Origin of the sequence: Paraburkholderia polaris (assembly GCF_012927345.1) — a bacterium.
GTDB classification, from domain to species: domain Bacteria; phylum Pseudomonadota; class Gammaproteobacteria; order Burkholderiales; family Burkholderiaceae; genus Paraburkholderia; species Paraburkholderia polaris.
Genome location: NZ_JABBGJ010000005.1, coordinates 127144 through 147743 on the forward strand (window position 1 = coordinate 127144; position 20600 = coordinate 147743).

20 protein-coding genes and 1 pseudogene are annotated in these 20600 nt (G+C 63.0%); 9 read left to right on the forward strand and 12 right to left on the reverse strand.

The window, feature by feature from the left end; all coding sequences use genetic code 11:
* Window positions 1-126: 126 nt before the first annotated feature.
* The 3 genes from HHL24_RS05865 to HHL24_RS05875 all read left to right on the forward strand — a co-directional run bounded on the left by HHL24_RS05865 (window position 127) and on the right by HHL24_RS05875 (window position 3399).
* Window positions 127-1194, forward strand: coding sequence for a sulfate ABC transporter substrate-binding protein (locus tag HHL24_RS05865; RefSeq protein ID WP_169484565.1), 1068 nt, complete (start codon window positions 127-129; stop codon window positions 1192-1194).
* Window positions 1195-1198: 4 nt separating this feature from the next.
* Window positions 1199-2983 (forward strand): SulP family inorganic anion transporter, encoded by a 1785-nt coding sequence (locus tag HHL24_RS05870; RefSeq protein ID WP_169484566.1) that lies wholly within the window; start codon window positions 1199-1201, stop codon window positions 2981-2983.
* Window positions 2984-3195: 212 nt separating this feature from the next.
* Window positions 3196-3399 (forward strand): cold-shock protein, encoded by a 204-nt coding sequence (locus HHL24_RS05875; RefSeq protein ID WP_083083486.1) that lies wholly within the window; start codon window positions 3196-3198, stop codon window positions 3397-3399.
* A 10-nt stretch (window positions 3400-3409) separates the two neighbouring features.
* Here the strand turns inward: HHL24_RS05875 and HHL24_RS05880 are convergent, their stop codons facing one another.
* Genes HHL24_RS05880 through HHL24_RS05900 form a run of 5 tightly spaced genes read right to left on the reverse strand, consistent with a single transcriptional unit; the run spans window position 3410 to window position 7961 of the window.
* Window positions 3410-4123, reverse strand: coding sequence for an ABC transporter ATP-binding protein (locus HHL24_RS05880; RefSeq protein ID WP_169484567.1), 714 nt, complete (start codon window positions 4121-4123; stop codon window positions 3410-3412).
* Window positions 4113-4889, reverse strand: a complete 777-nt coding sequence (locus HHL24_RS05885; protein ID WP_169484568.1) for an ABC transporter ATP-binding protein — start codon at window positions 4887-4889, stop codon at window positions 4113-4115. The genes HHL24_RS05880 and HHL24_RS05885 overlap by 11 nt, the downstream gene beginning before the upstream one ends.
* A complete protein-coding gene (locus tag HHL24_RS05890) occupies window positions 4886-5875 on the reverse strand; it encodes a branched-chain amino acid ABC transporter permease (RefSeq protein WP_169484569.1) in 990 nt (329 codons plus the stop codon). The genes HHL24_RS05885 and HHL24_RS05890 overlap by 4 nt, the downstream gene beginning before the upstream one ends.
* A 1-nt stretch (window position 5876) precedes the next feature.
* Window positions 5877-6758 (reverse strand): branched-chain amino acid ABC transporter permease, encoded by an 882-nt coding sequence (locus HHL24_RS05895; protein WP_169484570.1) that lies wholly within the window; start codon window positions 6756-6758, stop codon window positions 5877-5879.
* A gap of 42 nt (window positions 6759-6800) precedes the next feature.
* Window positions 6801-7961 carry an ABC transporter substrate-binding protein gene (locus HHL24_RS05900; RefSeq protein ID WP_169484571.1) on the reverse strand — a complete coding sequence of 387 codons (1161 nt, stop codon included), beginning with the start codon at window positions 7959-7961 and terminating at the stop codon, window positions 6801-6803.
* A 279-nt stretch (window positions 7962-8240) separates the two neighbouring features.
* On the opposite strand from HHL24_RS05900, the gene HHL24_RS05905 reads away from it, so the two are divergent.
* The 3 genes from HHL24_RS05905 to HHL24_RS05915 are packed head-to-tail and all read left to right on the forward strand — an operon-like array spanning window position 8241 to window position 11544.
* Window positions 8241-9575 (forward strand): LLM class flavin-dependent oxidoreductase, encoded by a 1335-nt coding sequence (locus HHL24_RS05905; RefSeq protein WP_206002730.1) that lies wholly within the window; start codon window positions 8241-8243, stop codon window positions 9573-9575.
* A gap of 40 nt (window positions 9576-9615) precedes the next feature.
* The gene (locus HHL24_RS05910; protein WP_169484572.1) at window positions 9616-10509 is read left to right on the forward strand and encodes a sulfurtransferase; all 894 of its coding nucleotides are present in this window, start codon (window positions 9616-9618) and stop codon (window positions 10507-10509) included.
* A gap of 15 nt (window positions 10510-10524) precedes the next feature.
* Complete coding sequence (locus tag HHL24_RS05915) at window positions 10525-11544, forward strand: aliphatic sulfonate ABC transporter substrate-binding protein (RefSeq protein ID WP_407947476.1); 1020 nt, start codon at window positions 10525-10527, stop codon at window positions 11542-11544.
* Window positions 11545-11626: 82 nt separating this feature from the next.
* Here the strand turns inward: HHL24_RS05915 and HHL24_RS05920 are convergent, their stop codons facing one another.
* The 6 genes from HHL24_RS05920 to HHL24_RS05945 form a co-directional block, all read right to left on the reverse strand.
* Entirely contained in the window at window positions 11627-12466 is an 840-nt protein-coding gene (locus tag HHL24_RS05920) for an ABC transporter permease (protein ID WP_169484573.1), read from the reverse strand.
* Window positions 12459-13649: an ABC transporter substrate-binding protein gene (locus tag HHL24_RS05925; protein ID WP_169484574.1), complete on the reverse strand. Its 1191-nt coding sequence runs from the start codon at window positions 13647-13649 to the stop codon at window positions 12459-12461. The genes HHL24_RS05920 and HHL24_RS05925 overlap by 8 nt, the downstream gene beginning before the upstream one ends.
* A gap of 13 nt (window positions 13650-13662) precedes the next feature.
* Window positions 13663-14469, reverse strand: a complete 807-nt coding sequence (locus HHL24_RS05930) for an ABC transporter ATP-binding protein (RefSeq protein ID WP_407947477.1) — start codon at window positions 14467-14469, stop codon at window positions 13663-13665.
* Window positions 14466-15575, reverse strand: a complete 1110-nt coding sequence (locus HHL24_RS05935; protein ID WP_169484575.1) for an acyl-CoA dehydrogenase family protein — start codon at window positions 15573-15575, stop codon at window positions 14466-14468. The genes HHL24_RS05930 and HHL24_RS05935 overlap by 4 nt, the downstream gene beginning before the upstream one ends.
* Complete coding sequence (locus HHL24_RS05940) at window positions 15572-16138, reverse strand: carboxymuconolactone decarboxylase family protein (protein ID WP_169484576.1); 567 nt, start codon at window positions 16136-16138, stop codon at window positions 15572-15574. The genes HHL24_RS05935 and HHL24_RS05940 overlap by 4 nt, the downstream gene beginning before the upstream one ends.
* Window positions 16139-16270: 132 nt before the next feature.
* Window positions 16271-17266 (reverse strand): AraC family transcriptional regulator, encoded by a 996-nt coding sequence (locus tag HHL24_RS05945; RefSeq protein ID WP_169484577.1) that lies wholly within the window; start codon window positions 17264-17266, stop codon window positions 16271-16273.
* A gap of 391 nt (window positions 17267-17657) precedes the next feature.
* Here HHL24_RS05945 and HHL24_RS05950 point away from each other — a divergent pair, with 391 nt between their 5' ends.
* The 3 genes and pseudogenes from HHL24_RS05950 (at window position 17658) to HHL24_RS05960 (ending at window position 19728) form a co-directional block, all read left to right on the forward strand.
* Window positions 17658-18590, forward strand: coding sequence for a TauD/TfdA dioxygenase family protein (locus HHL24_RS05950; RefSeq protein ID WP_169484578.1), 933 nt, complete (start codon window positions 17658-17660; stop codon window positions 18588-18590).
* Window positions 18586-19185: pseudogene (locus tag HHL24_RS43870) on the forward strand (ABC transporter substrate-binding protein); the annotation flags it as partial. The gene HHL24_RS05950 and the pseudogene HHL24_RS43870, both read left to right, overlap by 5 nt.
* A gap of 48 nt (window positions 19186-19233) precedes the next feature.
* A complete protein-coding gene (locus tag HHL24_RS05960) occupies window positions 19234-19728 on the forward strand; it encodes an ABC transporter permease (protein WP_268966689.1) in 495 nt (164 codons plus the stop codon).
* 154 nt (window positions 19729-19882) lie between these two features.
* On the opposite strand, the gene HHL24_RS05965 is transcribed toward HHL24_RS05960, so the two are convergent.
* Entirely contained in the window at window positions 19883-20479 is a 597-nt protein-coding gene (locus tag HHL24_RS05965) for a nitroreductase family protein (RefSeq protein ID WP_169484579.1), read from the reverse strand.
* Between the last annotated feature and the right edge of the window lie 121 nt (window positions 20480-20600).

Genomic DNA, 20600 nt, shown 5'->3' on the forward strand with positions numbered 1-20600 from the left:
ATTGGTTTTCCGCGAGTCCCGCACGGGCAGACAATCGTCTCCGGATGACGGTACGCAATACACCGCCTTTGCCGGAGCGTTCCGGTGCTGCAGTGGGTTCGGTTTGCCGGGCCCGCCGGAGGAACAATGAAACGTCTGCCGTTGCTCAACCTTGCCGCCGTGGCCGGTGTCGTAATCGCCGTGGCGCTGATTGGCGTGAAGAATGTTCAGGGGAATACCAGCAATGAGATCCTCAACGTATCGTACGACCCCACGCGCGAACTGTATCGCAGCCTGAACGACCAGTTCGTTGCGGCATACCAGCAGGAAACCGGGATTCGGCTGCGCGTGGTGCAGTCGCACGGCGGCTCGTCCCGCCAGGCGCGCGCGGTGGTGGCGGGCGAGCAGCAGGCCGATGTCGTCACGCTCGGACTCTATTCAGATGTCGACGCGCTGCGCAAGCAGGGACTGATTGCCGCCAACTGGGCCGAACGCTTGCCGCACCACTCGCAGCCGTATTATTCGACGATCGTATTTGTGGTCCGCAAGGGCAATCCGAAGCATATCCACGATTGGCCGGACCTGATCGCACCGGGCGTGGACATCGTGACACCCGACCCGCGCAGTTCCGGCAACGGCAAGCTCAGCGCCCTCGCTGCCTGGGGCGCGGTGACCACGCGCGGTGGCAGCGAGAGTGCGGCGGGCGACTATCTGCGCGCGCTATATCAGCATGCGGTCCGGCTCGATAGCGGCGCGCGCGGGGCGGCTATTGGGTTCACCGTCGAGAAGGTCGGCGATGTGCAACTTGCGTGGGAAAACGAAGCACTGCGCGAAGTGGCCGACGCACGCGACGAACTCGAGATCGTCTACCCACCCGTCAGCATTCTTGCCGAACCCTACGTAGCATGGGTCGATACAAATGTGGCCCGGCATCACAGCGACCGTTATGCGCGGGCGTACCTGACGTTTCTGTTCAGCGACGCGGCCCAGCAGACGATCGCATTAGCCGGCTACCGGCCGTTCAATCCGGCGATCGCGCAGCGCTTCGCGGCACGCCTGCCTGCGCTCAAGCTGTTCCCGGTTACCGCGATCGCCCACGACTGGGACGACGCGAACCATCGGTTCTTCGACGAAAACGGCATCATCGACACGGTCCTCAGGCCGGCTGACGGCGTGGCGAATTCGTCCGCCCGCGATACAAGAAGCAGGGGATAACATCATGGCGCTCGCCAGTAACTTCTCATATGACTGGGGCAAGGGCAAACGCGATTTGCTCGCAGGTCTGACGGTTGCCGCCATTTCGCTGCCGCAGGGTATGGCGTACGCGCTGATCGCGGGCGTCGATCCTCGCTTCGGGCTGTATTCGGCGGTGGTGGTGACGTTGGTCGCGTCGCTGCTCGGCTCGTCTTCACATTTGATCAACGGGCCGACCAGTGCGATTTCTCTGGTCGTCTTCAGTGCGCTCGCGTTTCTCGATCCGAATGCCACGTCCGATATCTACGAGGCGATGTTCCTCCTCGGCGTGATGGTCGGTATCGTCCAGATTGGCATTGCGGTCTTCAAGCTAGGCGATCTGACGCGTTACATCTCCGAGTCGGTCATCCTCGGATTCATGGCGGGCGCGGCGGTGCTGCTGGCGATTGGCCAGATCGGCAATGCGCTTGGCGTGCGTGAGAAGGGCACCGGTCACCAGCATGTGCTGTACCGGCTCTGGCTGACGTTGGTGCATGGCGATCCCGTCAATCTGAAGGCTTTGGCGATCAGTGCGGCCTCGGTGGTGCTGGCGTTGCTGCTGCGCCGAGCCGTGCGGCGTTACCGACTGCCTCAACTGGACATGTTCGTCGTGCTGTTGATCGTGGCGGGCGCCACCTATGCGCTGGGTTGGTCGCAACCGGGCGAGGGCGGCCGCACGGCGGTTGCCGTCATCGGCGCGCTGAAAGCAGGGCTCCCGTCGCCGCATATTCCGGAAATTCACTGGAGCTGGATCGGTCAGTTGTCGTCGAGCGCGGTGGCGATTGCGTTTCTTGGTCTGCTCGAGGCGCTCTCCATCGCAAAGTCGATCGCACATCACACGCACCAGCCGCTCGACTACAACCGGCAATGTCTGGCCGAAGGCGTCGCCAACCTGGTGGGGGGCTTCTTTCGCTGCCTGCCCGGCTCCGGTTCGCTCTCGCGTTCCGCGATCAACTATCAGGCCGGGGCGGCGACGCGCTTCTCGGGGGTGGTGACCGCGGTGGCAGTTGCACTGGCGATGCTGGCGCTTGCACCGCTGACCCGCTACATCCCGAAGGCGGCGCTGGCGGGACTGTTGCTGGTGACAGCCGTGCGCCTGATCGATGTACCGCGCCTGCGTTACACACTACGGGCGTCGCGATACGATGCCGGCCTGATCGTGTTGACGACGCTGGCTGCATTGCTGATCGGTGTCGAATTCGCGATCCTGATTGGTGTGGCGCTGTCGATTCTCCTGTTCGTACCGCGTGCGGCAAAGTTGAAGGCAACTGAACTGGTCGTGAGCCCGGAAGGCGTCGTGAGAGAGCGGCTGCCGAGCGATCCGTCGTGTGCCGCTGTGGCGGTGTGGGACTTCGAAGGAGAATTTTTCTTTGGTGCGGCCCCGGAGCTCGACCGTCATTTCGCGACGCTCAAGGCGCGCGCACAGCAGCAAGGGGTCCGGTATCTCGTGCTGCGCCTTAAGCGAGTCCGCAATCCTGATGTGGTGTGTATCGAACGGCTTGAGCATTTCCTTCGCGACGCGCAGAAGAGTGGGCTTGTCGTCCTGCTCGCAGGACTGCGGCCGGCGTTGCGCAGTGTGCTCGACAATCTGCGCTTTGCTGCATGGTATCCGGCAGATCGTTTTTTCCCGGAAGAGGACGAAAGCTGGTCGGCGACCGTGCGGGCCGTACGTTACGCCTACACGCAACTGGGCGAGGGCAACACCTGTCTGCACTGTGCGGAGCGTTTGCCGGCACAGCAGCGCGACACGGAGCTCTATTACCTCGTGTAGCGCATTCTCGCCATGCTCGCGCGCCCGGAGCCTCCTGATAAACATCGAAGAAAACATTTGTTTCAAATACCCAATACTTGCCGTATTGTTTAAATTGCGCCACGCGGGTGAAACATCCCGTGACGCAACCTGGACCCGGCAGCAACGGAGCGCCTCAGGCGCGAAACGCCTTCGCCGAGGTCCAGCCCAACAACCCGTAAGGAAGAAGGCTCATGGCAACAGGGACGGTCAAGTGGTTCAACGACGCGAAGGGATTTGGCTTCATCAAGCCGGATGACGGTGGCGACGATCTGTTCGCGCACTTCTCTGAAGTCCGCACGGAAGGGTTCAAGTCGCTGCAGGAAAATCAGAAGGTGAGTTTCGAGGTCAAGCAGGGGCCGAAAGGCAAGCAGGCGGCCGACATCAAACCGCTCTAAGCTGGACCCGTCACCCACCGAGATAGGCTTCCTTGACGCGCTCGTGGGTGGCGAGCGCCGTTGTGGCTCCGCTCAAAACGCAGCGGCCCTCGCTGAGCAGATAACCTCTTGAGCACACTTTGAACGCCATGTGCGCATTCTGCTCGGCGAGCAGGATCGCGGTGCCTTCGTGCGCCAGTCGCGCAATCACATCGAAAATGCTGGCGACGATCTTCGGCGCGAGTCCGAGCGATGGCTCATCGAGCAGCAGCATGCGCGGCCGGCTCATCAAGGCACGCGCGATCGCGACCATTTGTTGTTCACCACCGGACAGGGTGCCCGCCTGCTGTTTCAGCCGATCCGCGAGTTTCGGAAAGATCGCGAGCACGCGGGCTAAATCGGCTTCGGATTCGCTTTTGCCCGAACTGTCTCGGCTGTATGCGCCCATGCGTAGATTGTCGAGAACGGTCAAGGGTGCAAACACCTGCCGTCCTTCGGGAACCAGCGCTATGCCACGCCGCACGATCGCGTCAGCGGCAAGGGACTGAATCTCGGCGCCGTTGAAGCGGACGGTTCCCCGAACCGGCCGCAACAGGCCGGTAATCGCGCGCATGATGGTCGATTTGCCGGCGCCGTTGGCGCCGATCAGGCACACGGCTTCATGCTCGCCGACGGCGAGGTCGATCCCCTTAAGAACGTTCGCCGCCCCGCGCGATGCATGCAGATCCGTCACTTCAAGCAGCATCGGCGGGCTCTCCGAGATAGGCTTCGATCACAGCAGGGTCGGCTTGCACGTGCTGGGGTGTGCCTTCGCTGATGAGCTCGCCGTTGCTGAGCACGACGATGTGATGAGAGAGTTGCATGACGACTCGCACGTTATGTTCGACCAGGATGATCGAGGTCCCGCTGCGATTGAGATCCACTACGACCTGGGCAACTCGCTCGACCGCGCCGCCAGGTAGTCCGGCAAGCGGCTCGTCGAGCAGCAGGATGCGGGGCTCGGACGCCATCGCGCGGGCGATTTCCATGATCTTCGCTTCGCCGTAGCTCAGCGATTGTGCGGATGCCTGAGCACGATCCGCCAGCCCGAGCCGATCCAGCAGTTGCAAGGCGGTGTGCCGCGCGCTGGCGGTATCGCGTCGGGCACCGGGCGAGCCGATCAGGCCGGCGACGAAGCCTGAACGGCTGCGCGTATGCGCCCCGATCATCACGTTCTCGAGCACCGTCAGTTCATCGAACAGTTGCAGGTTCTGAAACGTGCGCGCTATGCCGGCCACAACACGCCGATGCGCGGGAAGCCGGTCAAGGCGCCGGCCTCCGAGCGTGATCGTGCCCGCAGACGGTGGCGTTACACCGCTCAGAATGTTCAGTAGGGTAGATTTGCCGGCGCCGTTGGGGCCGATCACGGAACATATCTGGCCCGGCGGCACGACGAACGACACATCGTGCAGCGCGCGCAAGCCGCCGAAGTGCCGTCCAATGCTGTGCACCGCGAGTTGGAAATCGCTCATGGGGCCCGCCGGTCGCTGAGGGGGGTGTTCCCGCGCAGACGCGCAGCAATGCGCGCCACGCTCGCGACGATGCCGCCGGGCAGAAAGCCGACCACCGCGATCATCGCCACACCGATTACGAGTGTTTCAATATCGTCGAAGCTACGCATCAATTCGGGCAGCGCGGTGACCATCAACGCGCCGAACACAGGTCCGAAAAAACGCCCGGCACCGCCTACCGTCACCATGACCAGCAGCAGGACCGAGGTGGAAAACGAGAACGTGTCAGGCGATGCAAAATTGTTCTGATGCACGTAGAGCGCGCCGGCCAGCGCGGCGAAAGTCGATGCGAGCGTGAAGGCGATCAGCTTGTAGCGGAACACCGGCACACCGCTGCAGGCCGCGGCAACATCACTGGCTGAGAGCGCACGAAGTGCACGGCCGGCACGCGAGCGTCCGAGATTCAGCAACCCCAGCATCACAATGCCGGTCACAATCCACGCCACCGGATAGAAGGCCGCGGGCGTGTCGAGCGGGTGCGAGCCGAGCGCGTACGAAGGTACGCCGATCAACCCGTTGGGGCCGCCCGTGATACCCACGCAGCCGACGAGCAGCACCGAGACGATGGCATTGAAGCCAAGTGTAGCCATAGCGAACGAATGGCCGCGCAAGCGCAGCGTCGGCAGACCGAGCAGGATTGCCGCGCACGCGCCGGCACCGAGCGCGGCCAATGTGCCGAGCCACGGCGACCATCCCAGCGTGGTCGACAGAATGCCGCTGGTGTACGCACCGATACCGAAAAAGGCACCGTGTGAAAGGCCGATCTGTCCGGCATTGCCCACCAGCAGGTTCAAACTGGCGATCAGCAGCAGATTGATCAGGAAGGTGCTGCCGAGACTCACCAGATAATCGTTCGACGCCGCGAACGGCCATGCGGCGAGCACCAGCCACAGCACGGCAAGCATGCGCGACTCGCTGGCGAGCACGCGGCGGAGGAAGGCGCGCATGTCAGATCTTCACGATATCGGGTTTGCCGAACAGACCCTGCGGACGCACGATCAACACCAGCAACAGGATCACGAACGACACCGCGTCCTTGAACTGCGAACTCAGATAGCCGCCTGCAAGGGCTTCGATCAAACCCAGTACGAGGCCGCCGAGACCCGCGCCGTAGAGGTTGCCGAGGCCGCCCAGCATCGCCGCGCTGAATGCCTTGAAGCCGATTGTTGCGCCGCTGTCGAACGACATCAGCGTGAGTGGCGTGATCAATGTGCCGGCGAGTCCACCGAAGCCTGCCGCCAACGCGAACGACAGCGAGACCATCCGCCCACGGCGCACACCCATCAGATCGGCGGCATCGCGATTGGCCGCGGCTGCCCGCATGGCGATCCCCGTGGTGGTGTGGTTGAAGAACAGGTGAATCGCACACATCGACGCCACGGCGACGCCGATGATCCAGAGCGTCTGCCGGTTAATCGCGGCCCCCCCGAAGTGCACCATCGCGTCGCCGGACAGGCCGGGGTAACCTTGCGGCGAGCGGCCGAGCACGAGCATGGCGAGGCCTTTACAGGCGAGGGCCAGTCCGACCGTCACCAGGGTCAGTTTGAGCGGCGACGGATGCCGGATCGGCGCAATCACGATGCGCTCCGACAGGAAGCCCAACGCGACGACGATGAGCGTCGCGGCGATGCACGCGGCCCAGACCGGCAGATGCCAATGCGTCACGCCGGTGGCCGCGACGAGACCGCCGAGCATGACCCATTCGCCTTGCACGAAACTCAATGCGCCGGTGCTCTTGTAGGTGATGTTGAAACCGATCGCGATCAAACTGTAGATACTGCCGGTGCCGAGACCGGACAGCACGATCTGCAGAAGCGCTGCACTATGCATGACGTGAGGCGGCCTGACGTGAGGCGCTCGATTGCGGCCGGCTCATCGGTAGTCGACGAGGCGAAAGCGATTGTCCTTCCAGGCGATCAGCACGAGATCGTCCTTTGATAGCCCGGAATGGTGCGTCGGCGAAAAGTTGAAGGTGCCTTCCACACCGTCGTACTTCGAAATTTTCTCCAGCGCATCGCGCGTCGCGCCGCGTTCGCCATGGCCGGCTTTGAGCGCTTGTGCCGCGAGATAGACCGCGTCGTAACTCTGTGCGACGAACTGGTTCGGCGCGCGGCCGAAGCGCTTCTGAAATGCGGCTGTCAGTGTCGCGATCCTCGGCTTGAGCGGATCGGTGTCCGGCAAGTCAGCACCGACCGGAAACTTCACCGATACGAGCAGCACGCCGTCGGCATCTTTACCGGCCAGTTCCATATAACGCTGCGACACGAAACCGTAGCTGTGAATCAGAGTGCGGTCACCGAGGCCAAGTTGCTTCGCCTGCTTGATGAAGATGACGCCCGCGGGCGTTGTCGTCCAGCAGACGATCGCCTGTGCGCCGCTACTCTTGATGCGCGTGAGTTGCGGCGTGAGATCCGTGTCGGTCGGATTGAATGCTTCATCGATAGTAGTCAGGCCACGCTCCGGCGCAACTTTGGCCAACTCCTGCACGGCGGCCTGACCGAAGCCGCTGGTGTCGTGCAGCAGCGCGATCTTCGTGATGCCCTTCTTCCTGAAGTAATCGGCGAGCCGCTCGAACACGACGCTGTCGTCGACCGTGCTCTTGAAGATCCATTGGCGCTGCGCGACCGGATTGACGATCGAGGTGGCGCCTTCGGTCGACATGAACGGAATCTTTGCCTGCTCCGCGAGCGGCACCATCGCCTGGGCAATGCCGCTCATGTTGCCGCCCCCCACGATGATATCGACGTGGTCCTGCGCGATCAGCCGGCGGGTCGACGCGATGGCCGTCGCGGTCTGGCTCTGCGCGTCATAGAAAGTCCAGTTGATCGGCTTGCCGTCGATGCCGCCGCGCGCGTTGATTTCGTCCACGGCGATGGCCATGCCGTCTTTCATATCCCCGCCGAGAAACGCCGATGGGCCGGTGGTCGACAAAATGGTGCCGACCTTGAAATCGTCGGCCAGCGCGGGCAATGAGGATGTGAACAGAAGCGCGGCAAGCGCTGCGCCAGGCAATGATCGGACAGCGAATCTCATCCGGGTCCCCGAGAAATGAAATTTGCGCAGCGCCGGCACATGAAGACGTCACCCATACCGGTGCGCAAAATAAGCGCGAATTCTATGCCGCGCGCATTCGTTTCCTATATCTCGATTCCTGAATTGGTTATCTGGACTCGGCTTATACCGCCGGTAGGCTTCGAGCTATGATTAACCTCTTCTCTCGACGCTCGCAGGGTTGGTCTGGCGAGCGCCACATTGGCGTTATGTGCCTGGCTTGCTGCCCACCGGCACACGGCGCACCTCATCGCGAACAGAATGACGACCCCACGTAACGATCAGATGCACCTCGCAGCGTTCGCGCTTGCCGGTCCAGTGTCCGGCAATCACGGCGGCTGGCGCTACCCCTCCGCCGACACCAACTTCCTTTCGGGCAGTTACTACAAGAAACTTGGACGATTGCTGGAGGACGGCAAGTTCGATCTGCTGTTCCTCGCCGATATCCTGGCCGTGCCGAGCCGTTATGAGGGTAGCACCGACAGTCAGCTGCGTTATGGCGCGCTGGGTGCATTGCGGCTCGAGCCGCTTGCCGTGTTGGCGACAGTCGCCGCGGCAACTGAGCGCCTTGGTCTCGCCAGCACGATTTCGACGTCGTACTTCGAACCGTTTGCAGTCGCGCGCGCGCTCGCGACACTCGACCATCTGAGCGACGGGCGTGCAGCATGGAATATCGTGACGTCGTTCCAGGCAGCCGAAGCCGCGAACTTCGGGCTCGAAGCGCAGCTCTCGCGCGATCAGCGTTACGACCGAGCCGACGAATTTGTCGAAGTGGCCTGCAAGTTGTGGGACAGCTGGCGTGACGGCGCCTTGACGCTCGACCGTGAGACGCCACAGTTCGCCGACCCGTCGAAGGTCGCCGCGATCGATCACGCGGGCCAGTACTTTCGCGTCAAGGGGCCGCTCAATGTGAGCCGTTCGCCGCAAGGTCGGCCGGTTTTCATTCAGGCCGGCGCCTCCGGGCGTGGGCGCGATTTCGCCGCGCGTTGGGCCGAGGTCATCTTCGTCACGCATTCGTCGCTCGAATCCGCGCAGGAGTTCTATCGCGACATGAAGCAGCGCGCCGCGAAATTCGGCCGCAATCCGGACGAGCTCAAAGTGTTGCCGGGGATCGTGCCGATCGTCGGTGAAACGCGCCTGATTGCCGAGGAGACCGAACGGCTGCTGAATAGCCTCGTTGTGCCCGAAGCGGGACTGTCGACGTTGTCCTACCATCTGGATATCGATCTCAGCCAGTATCCTCAGGACGACGTCCTGCCGCAGGTCGACGTACCGGGCGTGCAGGGACACTACAAGGAAGTCGCCGAACTGACGCACAAGCATGGCCTGTCTCTGCGGCAACTGGGGACGCGTTACGGCGTGGGGCCACTGCGCGAATTTGTCGGCGCAGCGGACGAGGTGGTCGACAGGCTGCAGCTATGGTTCGAGAGCGGCGCGTGCGACGGCTTCATGATTCAGGCCCCGTTCCTGCCGGGCGGTCTGGAAGATTTCGTCCGTCTCGCTGTGCCGCGTTTGCAGGCCCGTGGGTTGTTCCGCACCGAGTACACCGGCGCTACCTTGCGCGACCATCTGAACCTGTCGCGTCCAGCGGCGTGATACTCAACCGTAACGTGGCGGCTTGTTTCGATTCAACACTATGACGAACCGATCCTCTTTTGGACCGCTGGTATCGACCACGTGGTTAGCCGCGCATCTTGGCGCCGCGAATCTGGTTGTGCTCGACGCCACGGTCATCAAGGAAGCGCTAGGCGAGCTGCGCTTCGTGCGGCGCCCGGCGTTGCGCGAATTCGAAGCAGAAGGGCATATCCCTGGCGCTACCTTTGCTGACCTGGTGAATCAGTTTTCAGACCCGCAGGCAGCGTTTCCGTTTACGCGGCCAACATCGCAGCAAATCGCCTACGCGGCCGCGGCGCACGGGATCACACGGGACAGCCTGGTGGTCGTCTACGACTCGCTTGACGGTATCTGGGCCGCCCGCGTCTGGTGGGTACTGCGCGCCTTTGGACACGATCAGGTGGCCGTGCTCGACGGTGGCCTGAAAAAATGGCGCAGTGAAGGCAGGGCGCTCGAACAAGGCGCCGGGCAGCCCGTGACGCGTACAGGCGCGCCGTTCGAGCCGCAATTCGATCCCGATGCATTCGTCGACAAGGCCTATGTGTCCCGCATGCTCGATGCCGCCGGGCACGGCGTGCTGTGCAATGCGTTGCGCCGTCCGGTGTTTTCCGGTGCCGAGCAGGCTTATCCGCGACCTGGGCGGATTCCTTCCAGTCTCAGCGTGCCCTTCGACGAACTGATCGATCCCGCGACCAATGGGCTGTTGCCGGTCGAGGTGTTGCGGGAACGGCTGGCGGCTCCGGTGGCGAGTGGCGCTCGCATCGTGACCTATTGCGGTGGCGGGATCACGGCAGCGGGACTCGCGTTGGCATTGGCAGTCTGTGGCTTTCACAACGTGACGATCTACGACGGGTCGTTAAACGAATGGACCGTCGATCCCACGTTGCCGATGATCGTCGACCTGGACGTGCACTAACTGGAATATTGAACCGTGACCCTTTCTATCTTTCGTTTGCTCTCCCGCGCGGCGCTGACTTCGCTGCTCGTCGTGAGTGCCGCTCACGCGCAGACCGCCGCCAATGCTTCGGCGCCGGTGAAACTGCGGATCGGCTATCAAAAGTCCTCAACGCTCATCACGGTCCTGAAAGCGCGTGGCTCGCTCGAGCAGGCGCTGGCGCCACTGGGCGTGAGCATTACCTGGAACGAGTTTGCCAGCGGCTTGCCGCTGACCGAAGCGCTCAACGCCGACGCCGTCGACTTTAGCGCCGATGTTGCCGATACGGTCCCGGTGTTCGCTCAGGCCGCTCATGCGCGTTTTGTGTATGTCGCGCAGGAAGCACCGTCGCCTGGCGCCCAGGCCATCATCGTTAAGCGCGACGGGCCGCTGCATACGCTTGCTGACCTGAAAGGCCAGCGCATCGCGGTGACCAAGGCCGCAGGCAGCCATTATCTGCTGCTCGCCGCGCTCGCCAAAGCGGGTCTCGCACCTGCTGACGTGCACATCAGCTATCTGACGCCGGCCGATGGGCGGGCCGCATTCGAGCGCGGCAGCGTGGATGCGTGGATTACCTGGGACCCGTATGTCGCTTCGGTCGACAAGGCGCCGGACGTGCGCATCCTCGCCGACGGCGAGGGCCTCGCCTCCTATCAACGGTACTACCTGGCGTCCAGCAGCTTCGCCGCCGCTCATCCCGATGTGATCAGCACGGTGTTCGCGCAGTTGACGTCGGCGGGTGTGTGGGTTCGCACCCATCCCGACGATGCGGCGAAGCTGCTCGCGCCGATCTGGGGCTTGGACGCTGCGACAATCGAGCGTGCGAACGCACGCCGCAGCTATGCGGTACGCGCCGTTGACGCGCAGAATTTCCGCGAGCAGCAAAAGATCGCCGACACCTTCTATCGAGCGGGGCTTCTGCCGGCGCCGGTCGATACGGCTACGGCGCTACGCTGGAACTTCACCGCGAAGCGTGCCGAAGCGGCGGCCACTTCGAGCACCGCTTCCGGTGGATAGGGCGGAATTCGATCACCGGTAACCGTCGCGTTGCCGTGAATGAGCGATTGCATCAGATCGCGCGACCTTCGAACATCCCGCCCTATGCGGCTGCACCAAAACGCCGATAAACGAGCCGGGCGGCATAGTCGAGCAGAAAGCCGAGTATGCCGATAATCAGAATCACTGCGGTCAATTCCGAATAGGCCAGACGGTCGCGTGTATCGAGAATCAGGTACCCGAGACCCGAACTGACCCCGAGCATTTCAGCTGGCACGAGAACGATCCACAGAAGGCCGATGGCGAGTCGTACTCCGGTTAGCACGTGAGCGGCCAGCGCAGGGATATAGACGTGCCATAGGATTTCCGCCTGGGTCGCAGCGAGGCTCTCGCCGAGCAGAAGCCAACGGCGGTCGATTTGTGCGACACCTGCGGCCGTGCTCATCACGAGCGGCCATACTGCGGCGAACGCCAGGAGAAAATACACGGCACGATCGCCGACGCCGAGCGACATCACGGCGATCGGCATCCACGATAGCGGCGAAATCATCCGCAGGAACTGCAGCGTTGGCGACAACACGGTGTGGAGCACGCGCACCCGGCCGATCAGAAAGCCGAGCGGCACGCCGACCAGCAGCGCCCACGCGAGCCCGACTGCAATGCGGCGCAAGCTGGTCGCGATGTGGACGAACAAGCGGTCGTCCGTGATCAGCGACGGCAGCGTCGCTATCGCACGCACCGGCGAGAACTGGGCGGCCATGCTGTCAGGTGCGGCGACGATCCGAATCGTGAACCACCAGAGCCCAACCACGGCCGCAATGCCGAGGAGTCCCAAGGTGGTGCGAGCCAACCATCCGGCAGATCCGCGTGCGCCGCGTGTGGCGGCACTGGCGGGATCAGACGATACAGACGATGGAGAGGGGCGCACAGAAACGCTAGACAAGAATCGTCTCCTTGCGGGAAAAGCCCTCTGCCAGCCCGAACGTCTTCATGCCGCCTTCTGCATCGATGCTCTTTTTCACGAACCGATCGTCGACCAGGTCGCGCGCGGCAAAGGCCGGATCGAGATCACGCAGGAACGACGCATTGCCTTCCAACTGGGTCGTCTTCAGCCGCTTCACGAGTTCCTCCGTGTATGCCGGATAGGGATAGGGCTGGAAATCGATCCGCTTCGCATGCCAATCCGCATGCACGATCGCGCGATCGGCCAGATAGCGGCCCTCGTCATCGGCCGATGGAGCCAGCACACGGGTTAGCAGGTCGGCCGCATGTGGCGTGTAGTGGTTCTGGCCGCTCTTCGACAGCAACTGCGCCGCGTCCGTGGGATGCGCGCGCGTCCATACTTGCGCCTTCACCACGGCATCGACGACCTGCTGCGACCACACGGCCCGTTCGGTCAGATCGCGTTCGTGCATGAACACCACGCAGCAGGCGTGGTTTTTCCAGACGTCGCCCGTAAAGCGCAGCACTTTGCCGACCTTCAGTCCTTCAGCGGCCGCATTGAAAGGTTCGGCGACGATAAAGCCGGCGATCTGCTTCGAGGCGAGCGCAGGCGGCATATCGGATGGCGCCATCACGATCAGGCGGACTTCGTTCGGCCGAAGATCGCCTTCTTTCTTTAGCACCGGCGTCAGCTGTTGCGCGCGCAGCATGTCCTGTACGACGACGTTATGGATCGAATACCAGAACGGCACGGCGAGCGTTTTCCCGCCCAGATCGGCGAGCGAATTGATCTCGGGCGCGACGGTCAGCGCGGAACCGTTCACGTGATTCCACGCGACGACCTTGGCCGGCGCGTGGCCGCCATAGCGCGCCCAGACTGTCATGGGCGCGAGCAGATGCACCACGTTGACCTGGCCGGAAAGGAAGGCTTCAACGAGCTGCGCCCAGCTGCGCAGCAGCGTGGGTTTTTCCGCGTTAAGGCCGGCCGCTTCGAAATAGCCGTTGTTGTGCGCGACGAGCAACGGCGTGGCGTCGGTGATCGGCAGATAGCCTATGCGCACCGGTGCGTCAGGCTCGGTCGCGGCGCGGGCGTTCAGGGCGCTCAGAAGTGGCGCGGCGCCGGCCACGGTAAACATCGAAGCGAGTTTCAGCCACTCTCGGCGGGACATCGGAAGCTGGCACATACGGTTTGCCTTGTTAAGCGTGAACGGGACGCGGCGCGCGTGACATCGAATCTTGCAACGCCTCGAGAATCTGGACACGCAGCGCGCCGAGCGCCTGAACCTGAGCCTCTCGCGGCGCCGGCACGCGTACCGGGAGCTCGAGAATCAACGCTCCCTGGTTGCCGAGCACGACGACCCGATCGGACACGAGCAAAGCCTCGTCGATGTCGTGCGTGACGAGCAGGGTGGCGGCCTGCGTGTCTCGCACCACCTTGACGAGCAGGCGCTGCATGTCGGCGCGCGTGACTTCGTCGAGTGCGCCAAACGGCTCGTCGAGCAGCAAGCTGTTGGGTTGCCGTGCGAGGCAGCGTGCCAGCGCTGCGCGCTGCGCCATTCCGCCCGACAGTTGGGATGGGGCGAGGTGGCGCGCATGGGCCAGTCCGACTTCATCGAGCGCAGCGGTGACGCGTTCGCGCCTCGCGCTGCGCGACAGCAGCGGCTGACGTTTGAAGCCGAGCCCGAATGCCACATTCTTCTCGACCGACAGCCACGGCAGCAGGCATGGATCCTGAAACGCAAGGGCGATATCGGGGCGCGGTCCCGCTAATGCCTGACCATCGATCATCACGGACCCGGCATCGGGCTTAAGCAGGCCGGCGACGATGCGCAGCAAGGTCGATTTCCCTGAGCCGCTCGGTCCGAGCACAGCCACCAGTTCGCCGCGGCGTACGCTCATATCGACGCCGTTCAGGACGCGCCGCGTGCCGTAGCCGAGACCGATACTGCGAATATCGATGCGCGGCATGCCGTGCAATGCGTGTTCCGGTGCGAACTGGCTCATGCGGCTTGCACTCGTCGATGCTGTGCAAGCTGGGTTTTCAGTTGCACGATGCTCGGGGTCACGATCGGTATGAACGCGGCCTCGCGTGTGCGGCGCGGCGATCCGCCCTGGCCGCGCAGATAGCCGCGTCCGCCCGCGCTCAGCACCTCGAGCCGTACCGCGGCGTCGACCAGTGCCGCGAGTTTGATCCTAACCTCGAACAGCGCTGTCGGCGCACTCAGGAAGGTGCCGTGTTCGACGCCGTCGAAGAGGCGGCCAGACAACAGGTCAAGCTCATGCGAGAGTTCGGCGGTTTCGTCCGAGACGGCGTCGCGCGCCGCGGCGCTGCTGGTCGCCACTGCGTCGAGCGCCCGTCGCGCGAGTCCGATCGACATCCCGCATTGGAGCCCCAGAAAAGCCGGCCGGACTTGCGCGATGAACGCAGGTGCGTCGACGGCGATCTGCCAGTGGGTATCGAGTACCGTGCCGGCCAGTTTGAGGGCTGCCGTATTGCTCGAGCGCAGCGCAATCAGGTCGAGATCGTCGCTGCGTTCGACGCCGTCAGCGTCGTGCGGAATCGCGAAGATCGAGGGCGCGGCGCCGTCGTTGTGATCGAACATCGCCGCCGCGATAAAGCCCTCGTGCCGCAGATTGGTGATCCACGGCAAACTGCCGTTCAGTGTCCAACGGGTGACCGCGCCGGTATCGTCGTGCGCGAGGGGCGCGGCGTTCATCTGCAGCGGCTCGATATTCGACAGATACTTCATCGCATTCGACAGACCTGTTGCGCCGGCCATCTCGCCGGCGAGCAGCGCGGGCAGCCAGCGCGCGCGCAACCCCCGGTTGGGACTGTGCAGCAAGTATTCGATGAACGTGCGCTGACCCCAGAATACGAACGAAGCCGCGAGCGAATGGGCCGCGACGCCGGCCACGGCGCGGATCGCGTCGACCGTGGTGCCGCCGCTGCCGCCCGATTCCGCCGGGACACCGATGCGCAACAATCCCGCCTGTGCGAGGCGCGGCAGGATATCCGGCGCGTGAGTCTGAGTGGTGTCGATGGCCTCGGCGTTCGCGTCGAGCCACGCGGCCAGCTCGGGCGTCGTCGCGACCAGTGGCACGGTAGTCATGCGGCGAACTGACCGGCGTCCCAGCGGTAGGCGGCCAGTTCAGGATTGAGCGGGTTTTGTGCGAGATTGTTCGCGAAGTTGCACAGGGTCGCGAGGCTCACGCCGAGCACGACTTCGAGCGCGTTGGCGTCGCTGAAGCCCGCCGCGTGGAACGCGCTCAGCGCCTCATCGGCTACCGCGCCGCGCGTGGCGATCACCGCCCGGGTGAACACGGCAACTGCGTTCAGGCGGGTGTCGGTGAGAGTGCGTTGCGCGCGGATTGCTTCGACGAGAGGGGCATCGAGTTGCGCTTTTTTCAGCGCAACCGCCGTGTGGCCCGCAACGCAAAAGCCGCAGCCGTGAATGGCGGCGGCGGTGATCTGCACCGTCTCGCGTTCGGCTAGTGTCAAACCGCTGCGGCCGTTGATTTCCGCGACGGTGAGATAGGTTTCGAGCGCGGTCGGCGCGTTGGCTAGCGATGCGACCAGGTTCGGCAGGAAGCCGTTGGCGGCCTGCGCGCGTTCGAGATAAGGACGGCTCGCTTCGGGCGCGCTGTTGGGGGTGAGCAAAGGTAGACGGCTCATATCGATCCCTTACGAAGAAGCCCTCATTCTGGACATGCGGGGGTGACCGGACAATGCGCGGCTGTCTGCGATTTCTGCGGGTTTGTCTCGCGTTGGCGAGGCGCAGCGACGCTCGATGCAATCAGGATGCAATCAGGCGACGCCGTACGCGTCTTCCGGCGCCGCTTCGCTTCGCTCTTCAGTGGCCGCTCGCGCGCGTCGCCATGCGCCCGGCTGCATGCCGGTGATGCGTTTGAACGCGTGAGCAAACGCGGATTCCGACTGGTAGCCGACATGTTCGGCGGTATCCGGCGTACGGGCGCCGTCGCGCAGCATGGTGGCGGCAAGATTCATACGAATCAGCGTGACAAACTGGGCGGGCGGCTGGCCGGAAATCGTGACGAACTGCTTGCAAAAGCGCGCGCGGGACATATGGACGAAATCCGCCATCGAGTCGGTCGTCCAGCGCTTGCCGGGCGACTCGACAATCGCGCTCACGAGTGGCGCGAACTCGGCCCGCAACAGCAGCGCCCAGAAGCAGGGCGCCATGTCATGAGGGCCATCCAGGGCACGGAGCGCGTAAATGAACAGCAGATCGGTCAGGCGTGCGAGCAGCGGAGAAGGCTTGTCGGCGTCAAGCCTGGCCTCGGCCTGGATCAGGTCGAAGATGGCGCGCGCGCCTTGCAGGGAGGGGTGTTCGCGGCGCGCGACGATGTGATCGGGCAACAGGCTCAATAGCATGTCGTCGAGCGTCGAGCCGAACTCGAAAAAACCGCAGGCGATGCCGACCCCGGCGTCAGCCGCGGTGGTGACGTCGGGCTCAGCCGTCAGCGGCATCATCGTACCGATGCGCGCGGCTTCCTGACCGCGCGCGGGCGGGTGCGGATCGGGTGACAGGCAGTGCGGGAGGTCGCGCAGCAGGAACACCGCGTCGCCTTCGACGAGGCGCACGCTGCGAGCCGCGCGGTGCGCGTCTGCGGGCAGGTGCAGCCAGCATTCGCCGTGCAGCACGAGATGGAAGCTCGCCCGCAGGCGTCCCGCGGTAGACGCCTGCCAGGTCCCACAATATTGGCCGACGTGAAATATCGTGCTTTTCAGTTCGAGACTGGAAAGCAGCCAGTGGGCCAGCTTGTCGGCATTGGGCAACATCGCTTCGATAACAGGTTCCGGGCGAGAAATCCCGCGTAGGCACAATACGTTAAGCGCATCGCGCAGCGGCGCTACGAACTTATTGTGGGAAGCTTATGCTCAGAAGTGGTTTTGAGGCGCCGCATTGGCACCACCTGCCGTCCTCGAACAGGGCCGGCTCGCAGCGAACGTGACACCGTGAACCGGCTAACCTTCGACTATAGGCAAGTCGCAACGGGCGTCGAAATAATCCTTTGTTCGAACCAAAGTACTTGTTTTGTGGGCTCTTTTTGCCACGATGGCGACTAAACGAATCGCCCAGTGCTGACTAACCATGCGCTAAAAGCTTGGTTGCCGACACCTCACCCCTGCTGCTCTCATGGTCCACGCTATCGACCCTCTGGAGGACGCCATGAGTGCAGTGCTCGAACATCAGCAGTCGCCATCCACCGCTCATCAGGAGCTTCGCGTACGCCGATACAAGCCGTTGATCGGCGCGGTGGTCGAGAATGTCGATCTCGCGAGGCCGCTTAGCGAAGAAAACCGGCAAACGCTGAGGCAGGCGCTGGTCGACCATGGCGTAATTTTTTTTCGTGAACAGACGCTTACGCCCGAGCAGCATGTCGCGCTCGCGCGCATCTTCGGAAACCCGGTCCGCAAGAATATCTACCTGCCGGCCGTTGCGGGCTTCCCGGAGATCGAGGTCATTGCCCACAGCGACAAAACCCAATCGGGCGGCACGGACAACTGGCACGTCGACGTTTCGTGGCAGCCGCAGCCGCCCAAGGCCACCGTCCTCCACGCGCAGGAGATTCCTGAGGGGGGCGGCGGCGACACGATCTGGGCCTCGTCGCCGGCAGTCTACGACTTGCTGGATCCCGATCTGGCACGCTACTTCGAGAAGCTGAAGGCCGTGAATACGTTCATTGCTTCGCCCAAGAAGAACGCACTTTCCGACCTGTTGAGCGGTTACGACATACCGGAAGGCACGAGCGAGCAGAGTGTGGAGGCCGGCCTTGCACGGGTGCGCGATGCCTCGCAAAAATATCCGCCCATCGAGGTGCCCGTCATCAAGACACACCCCGAAAACGGCCGCAAGCTGGTGTTCGTCAATGAAGGCCACACGAGCCATTTACTCGGTGTGTCGAAGACGGCCAGTCAGAGTTTGCTGAACTACCTCTATGACCTGATCAAGACGCCGGAAGTCCAGGCCCGCTTCGAATGGCGTGCCGGCGATGTCGCGATCTGGGACAACCGCCAGGTCCAGCATTACGCGGCGCGAGACTACGGCGCGGCCCGCCGCCGTATTCATCGCATCACGCTCGAACACGACGGCGTGTTCTGAGAAGGAGACCAACGGCGGGCTGTTTGTGCTGCAAGGCAGTCCGATCCACAGCGCACGCGATCTGATCGGCCGCAAGGTCGGCGTCAACACCCCGGGCGCGTACGAGCAGTATCTGCTGACCGCGTATCTCGAGAAGGCCGGCCTGTCCAAAGACGAGATTCAAAAGGTGGTGTTCGTCGCAGCGCCGCCGGTCAATCTCGCGCAGCTGCTCAAGCAGAAGCAACTCGACGCGATCGCTCGTGCACTTTCCTTCGACCCTGACGTGTTGTTGATGGACGAACCCTTTGCCGCGCTCGATGCACAGACCCGGGAGACGTTGCAGGATGAATTGCTGCGCATCTGGCAACGCACCGGCACGACTATCGTGTTTATCACGCACTCTATCGACGAAGCCATCTATCTTGGCCAACGAGTCCTGGTGATGGCGGCGGCGCCCGGCCGCATCACCCATGCGCTCGATGTGCATCTCAAGCGTGATGACCTCTCCGAAGACCTGCGCTCGACACCGGAATTCGTGCGGCTAAGACACGACATCTGGCAATTGACGCATCAGCGCCGGGCGACCTCGCGTCTGGAGGTCGCGCATGCGGCTTAACGCAGGAGTCTGAGTCATGAGTACCTTGTCATCGGCTGGTATCGAACGCTGGCCGAGATTCTCAATCCGCTCCTCGAGTTGTTTCGCAACACCGCGCCACTCGCGCTGCTTCCCGTCTTTGTGCTGGTGCTAGGCATGGGCGAGACCTCGAAGGTCTCGATGGTTGTTTACTCATGCATCTGGCCTGTCGTACTCAATACCGTGAGCGGTGTGCGCAACGTCGATCCGTTGCTGATCCGCTCTGCGCTTTCAATGGGGCTGACCCCGCTGCAGCTTTGTCGCAAGGTCGTCTTGCCTGCGTCGGTACCGACTGTTTTCACGGGCATTCGTGTCGCCGGTGCTTACTCTATTCTCGTGCTGATCGCGGCTGAAATGGTGGGGGCGAAAGCGGGACTGGGGTACCTCGTGAACTACTCGCAATTCACGTTCGAGATTCCGAAAATGTATGCAGGCATTGTCACGCTCGCGCTACTCGGTCTCGCATTCAATCATGCTGTATTGCTGGTGGAAAGGCGGCTCACGGCCTGGCAGGGCGAACGCTGACCATTCCACGTCGTCAAGCAATCGGCTCGTTACCTTAGGGGAAATCTGGCGCGGTAGCGGGAGCGGCCGACTAATTCCTGATCCTGAGCGCGTGTCTGCGTGAAGTGCTTTTCCAGGGGCACGTCACGCAGCGTATGGTGTTTGCGGGAAACCGTTAGAGAACGAGGCGCCCTTCCGATGCGATGGTGGTCAGCGAGTTGCGCTGGCTCTGTACTTCGCGCGCTTGTAGCGCTTCCGGCAGCGACGCCTTGTCACCCGCGCGGCCGATTGCGATAGCGGCTTCTATGGAGTAGACGTCCGGAACGGCGAGCGCCTGGCGGATCGTCTCGCGTTCGATGCCGGCAAGGCCGTGCGCATGCCATCCGGAGAGGCTGGCCTGTAGCGCGAGGTATGCCCACGCGGCGCCGGTATCGAACGAATGGGTGGGAGCAGGGACTTCAGCCGCTCCGCCGGGCGGCGTGAACGTGCTCTTGGACAGAACGATGACAATGGCCGCTGCCTGGCTGGCCCAGCTTCGATTGAATTCGTTGAGGAAGCCGAGGAATTGTTCCCAGTGGGGCGTATCCCGTCTTGCATAGACGAAACGCCACGGTTGGGAGTTATAGGAGGACGGCGCCCAGCGGGCTGCTTCGAGAAGCGTCAGCAGGGTTGCTTCCGGGATCGGGTCGGACGTGAAAGCGCGCGGCGACCAGCGGTTGAGGAATTGCCTGTCGATGGGATGTTCGGCTGTGCGTGCATTTGATGCTGTCATTGACTGCTCCTGAAAAGAAAGAATTCGACGCTCAAGCTGAAGGGCCGCGAAGGCCCCTGGCGATGCCGGATCACTTTATTGGCTCGAACAGGGCGACTGAACCGATTTATTCTCACATCGT

What these genes read in the sequence shown, in the direction of transcription:
- HHL24_RS05935 (WP_169484575.1), bottom strand. Translation starts at nt 15,575, where the DNA reads ATGACTACCGTGCCACTGGTCGCGACGACGCCCGAGCTGGCCGCGTGG.
- HHL24_RS05965 (WP_169484579.1), bottom strand. Translation starts at nt 20,479, where the DNA reads ATGACAGCATCAAATGCACGCACAGCCGAACATCCCATCGACAGGCAA.
- HHL24_RS05890 (WP_169484569.1), bottom strand. Translation starts at nt 5,875, where the DNA reads ATGCGCGCCTTCCTCCGCCGCGTGCTCGCCAGCGAGTCGCGCATGCTT.
- HHL24_RS05880 (WP_169484567.1), bottom strand. Translation starts at nt 4,123, where the DNA reads ATGCTGCTTGAAGTGACGGATCTGCATGCATCGCGCGGGGCGGCGAAC.
- HHL24_RS05865 (WP_169484565.1), top strand. Translation starts at nt 127, where the DNA reads ATGAAACGTCTGCCGTTGCTCAACCTTGCCGCCGTGGCCGGTGTCGTA.
- HHL24_RS05945 (WP_169484577.1), bottom strand. Translation starts at nt 17,266, where the DNA reads ATGTTGCCCAATGCCGACAAGCTGGCCCACTGGCTGCTTTCCAGTCTC.
- HHL24_RS05905 (WP_206002730.1), top strand. Translation starts at nt 8,241, where the DNA reads ATGACGACCCCACGTAACGATCAGATGCACCTCGCAGCGTTCGCGCTT.
- HHL24_RS05885 (WP_169484568.1), bottom strand. Translation starts at nt 4,889, where the DNA reads ATGAGCGATTTCCAACTCGCGGTGCACAGCATTGGACGGCACTTCGGC.
- HHL24_RS05900 (WP_169484571.1), bottom strand. Translation starts at nt 7,961, where the DNA reads ATGAGATTCGCTGTCCGATCATTGCCTGGCGCAGCGCTTGCCGCGCTT.
- HHL24_RS05940 (WP_169484576.1), bottom strand. Translation starts at nt 16,138, where the DNA reads ATGAGCCGTCTACCTTTGCTCACCCCCAACAGCGCGCCCGAAGCGAGC.
- HHL24_RS05895 (WP_169484570.1), bottom strand. Translation starts at nt 6,758, where the DNA reads ATGCATAGTGCAGCGCTTCTGCAGATCGTGCTGTCCGGTCTCGGCACC.
- HHL24_RS05910 (WP_169484572.1), top strand. Translation starts at nt 9,616, where the DNA reads ATGACGAACCGATCCTCTTTTGGACCGCTGGTATCGACCACGTGGTTA.
- HHL24_RS05925 (WP_169484574.1), bottom strand. Translation starts at nt 13,649, where the DNA reads ATGTGCCAGCTTCCGATGTCCCGCCGAGAGTGGCTGAAACTCGCTTCG.
- HHL24_RS05930 (WP_407947477.1), bottom strand. Translation starts at nt 14,469, where the DNA reads ATGAGCCAGTTCGCACCGGAACACGCATTGCACGGCATGCCGCGCATC.
- HHL24_RS05950 (WP_169484578.1), top strand. Translation starts at nt 17,658, where the DNA reads ATGAGTGCAGTGCTCGAACATCAGCAGTCGCCATCCACCGCTCATCAG.
- HHL24_RS05875 (WP_083083486.1), top strand. Translation starts at nt 3,196, where the DNA reads ATGGCAACAGGGACGGTCAAGTGGTTCAACGACGCGAAGGGATTTGGC.
- HHL24_RS05870 (WP_169484566.1), top strand. Translation starts at nt 1,199, where the DNA reads ATGGCGCTCGCCAGTAACTTCTCATATGACTGGGGCAAGGGCAAACGC.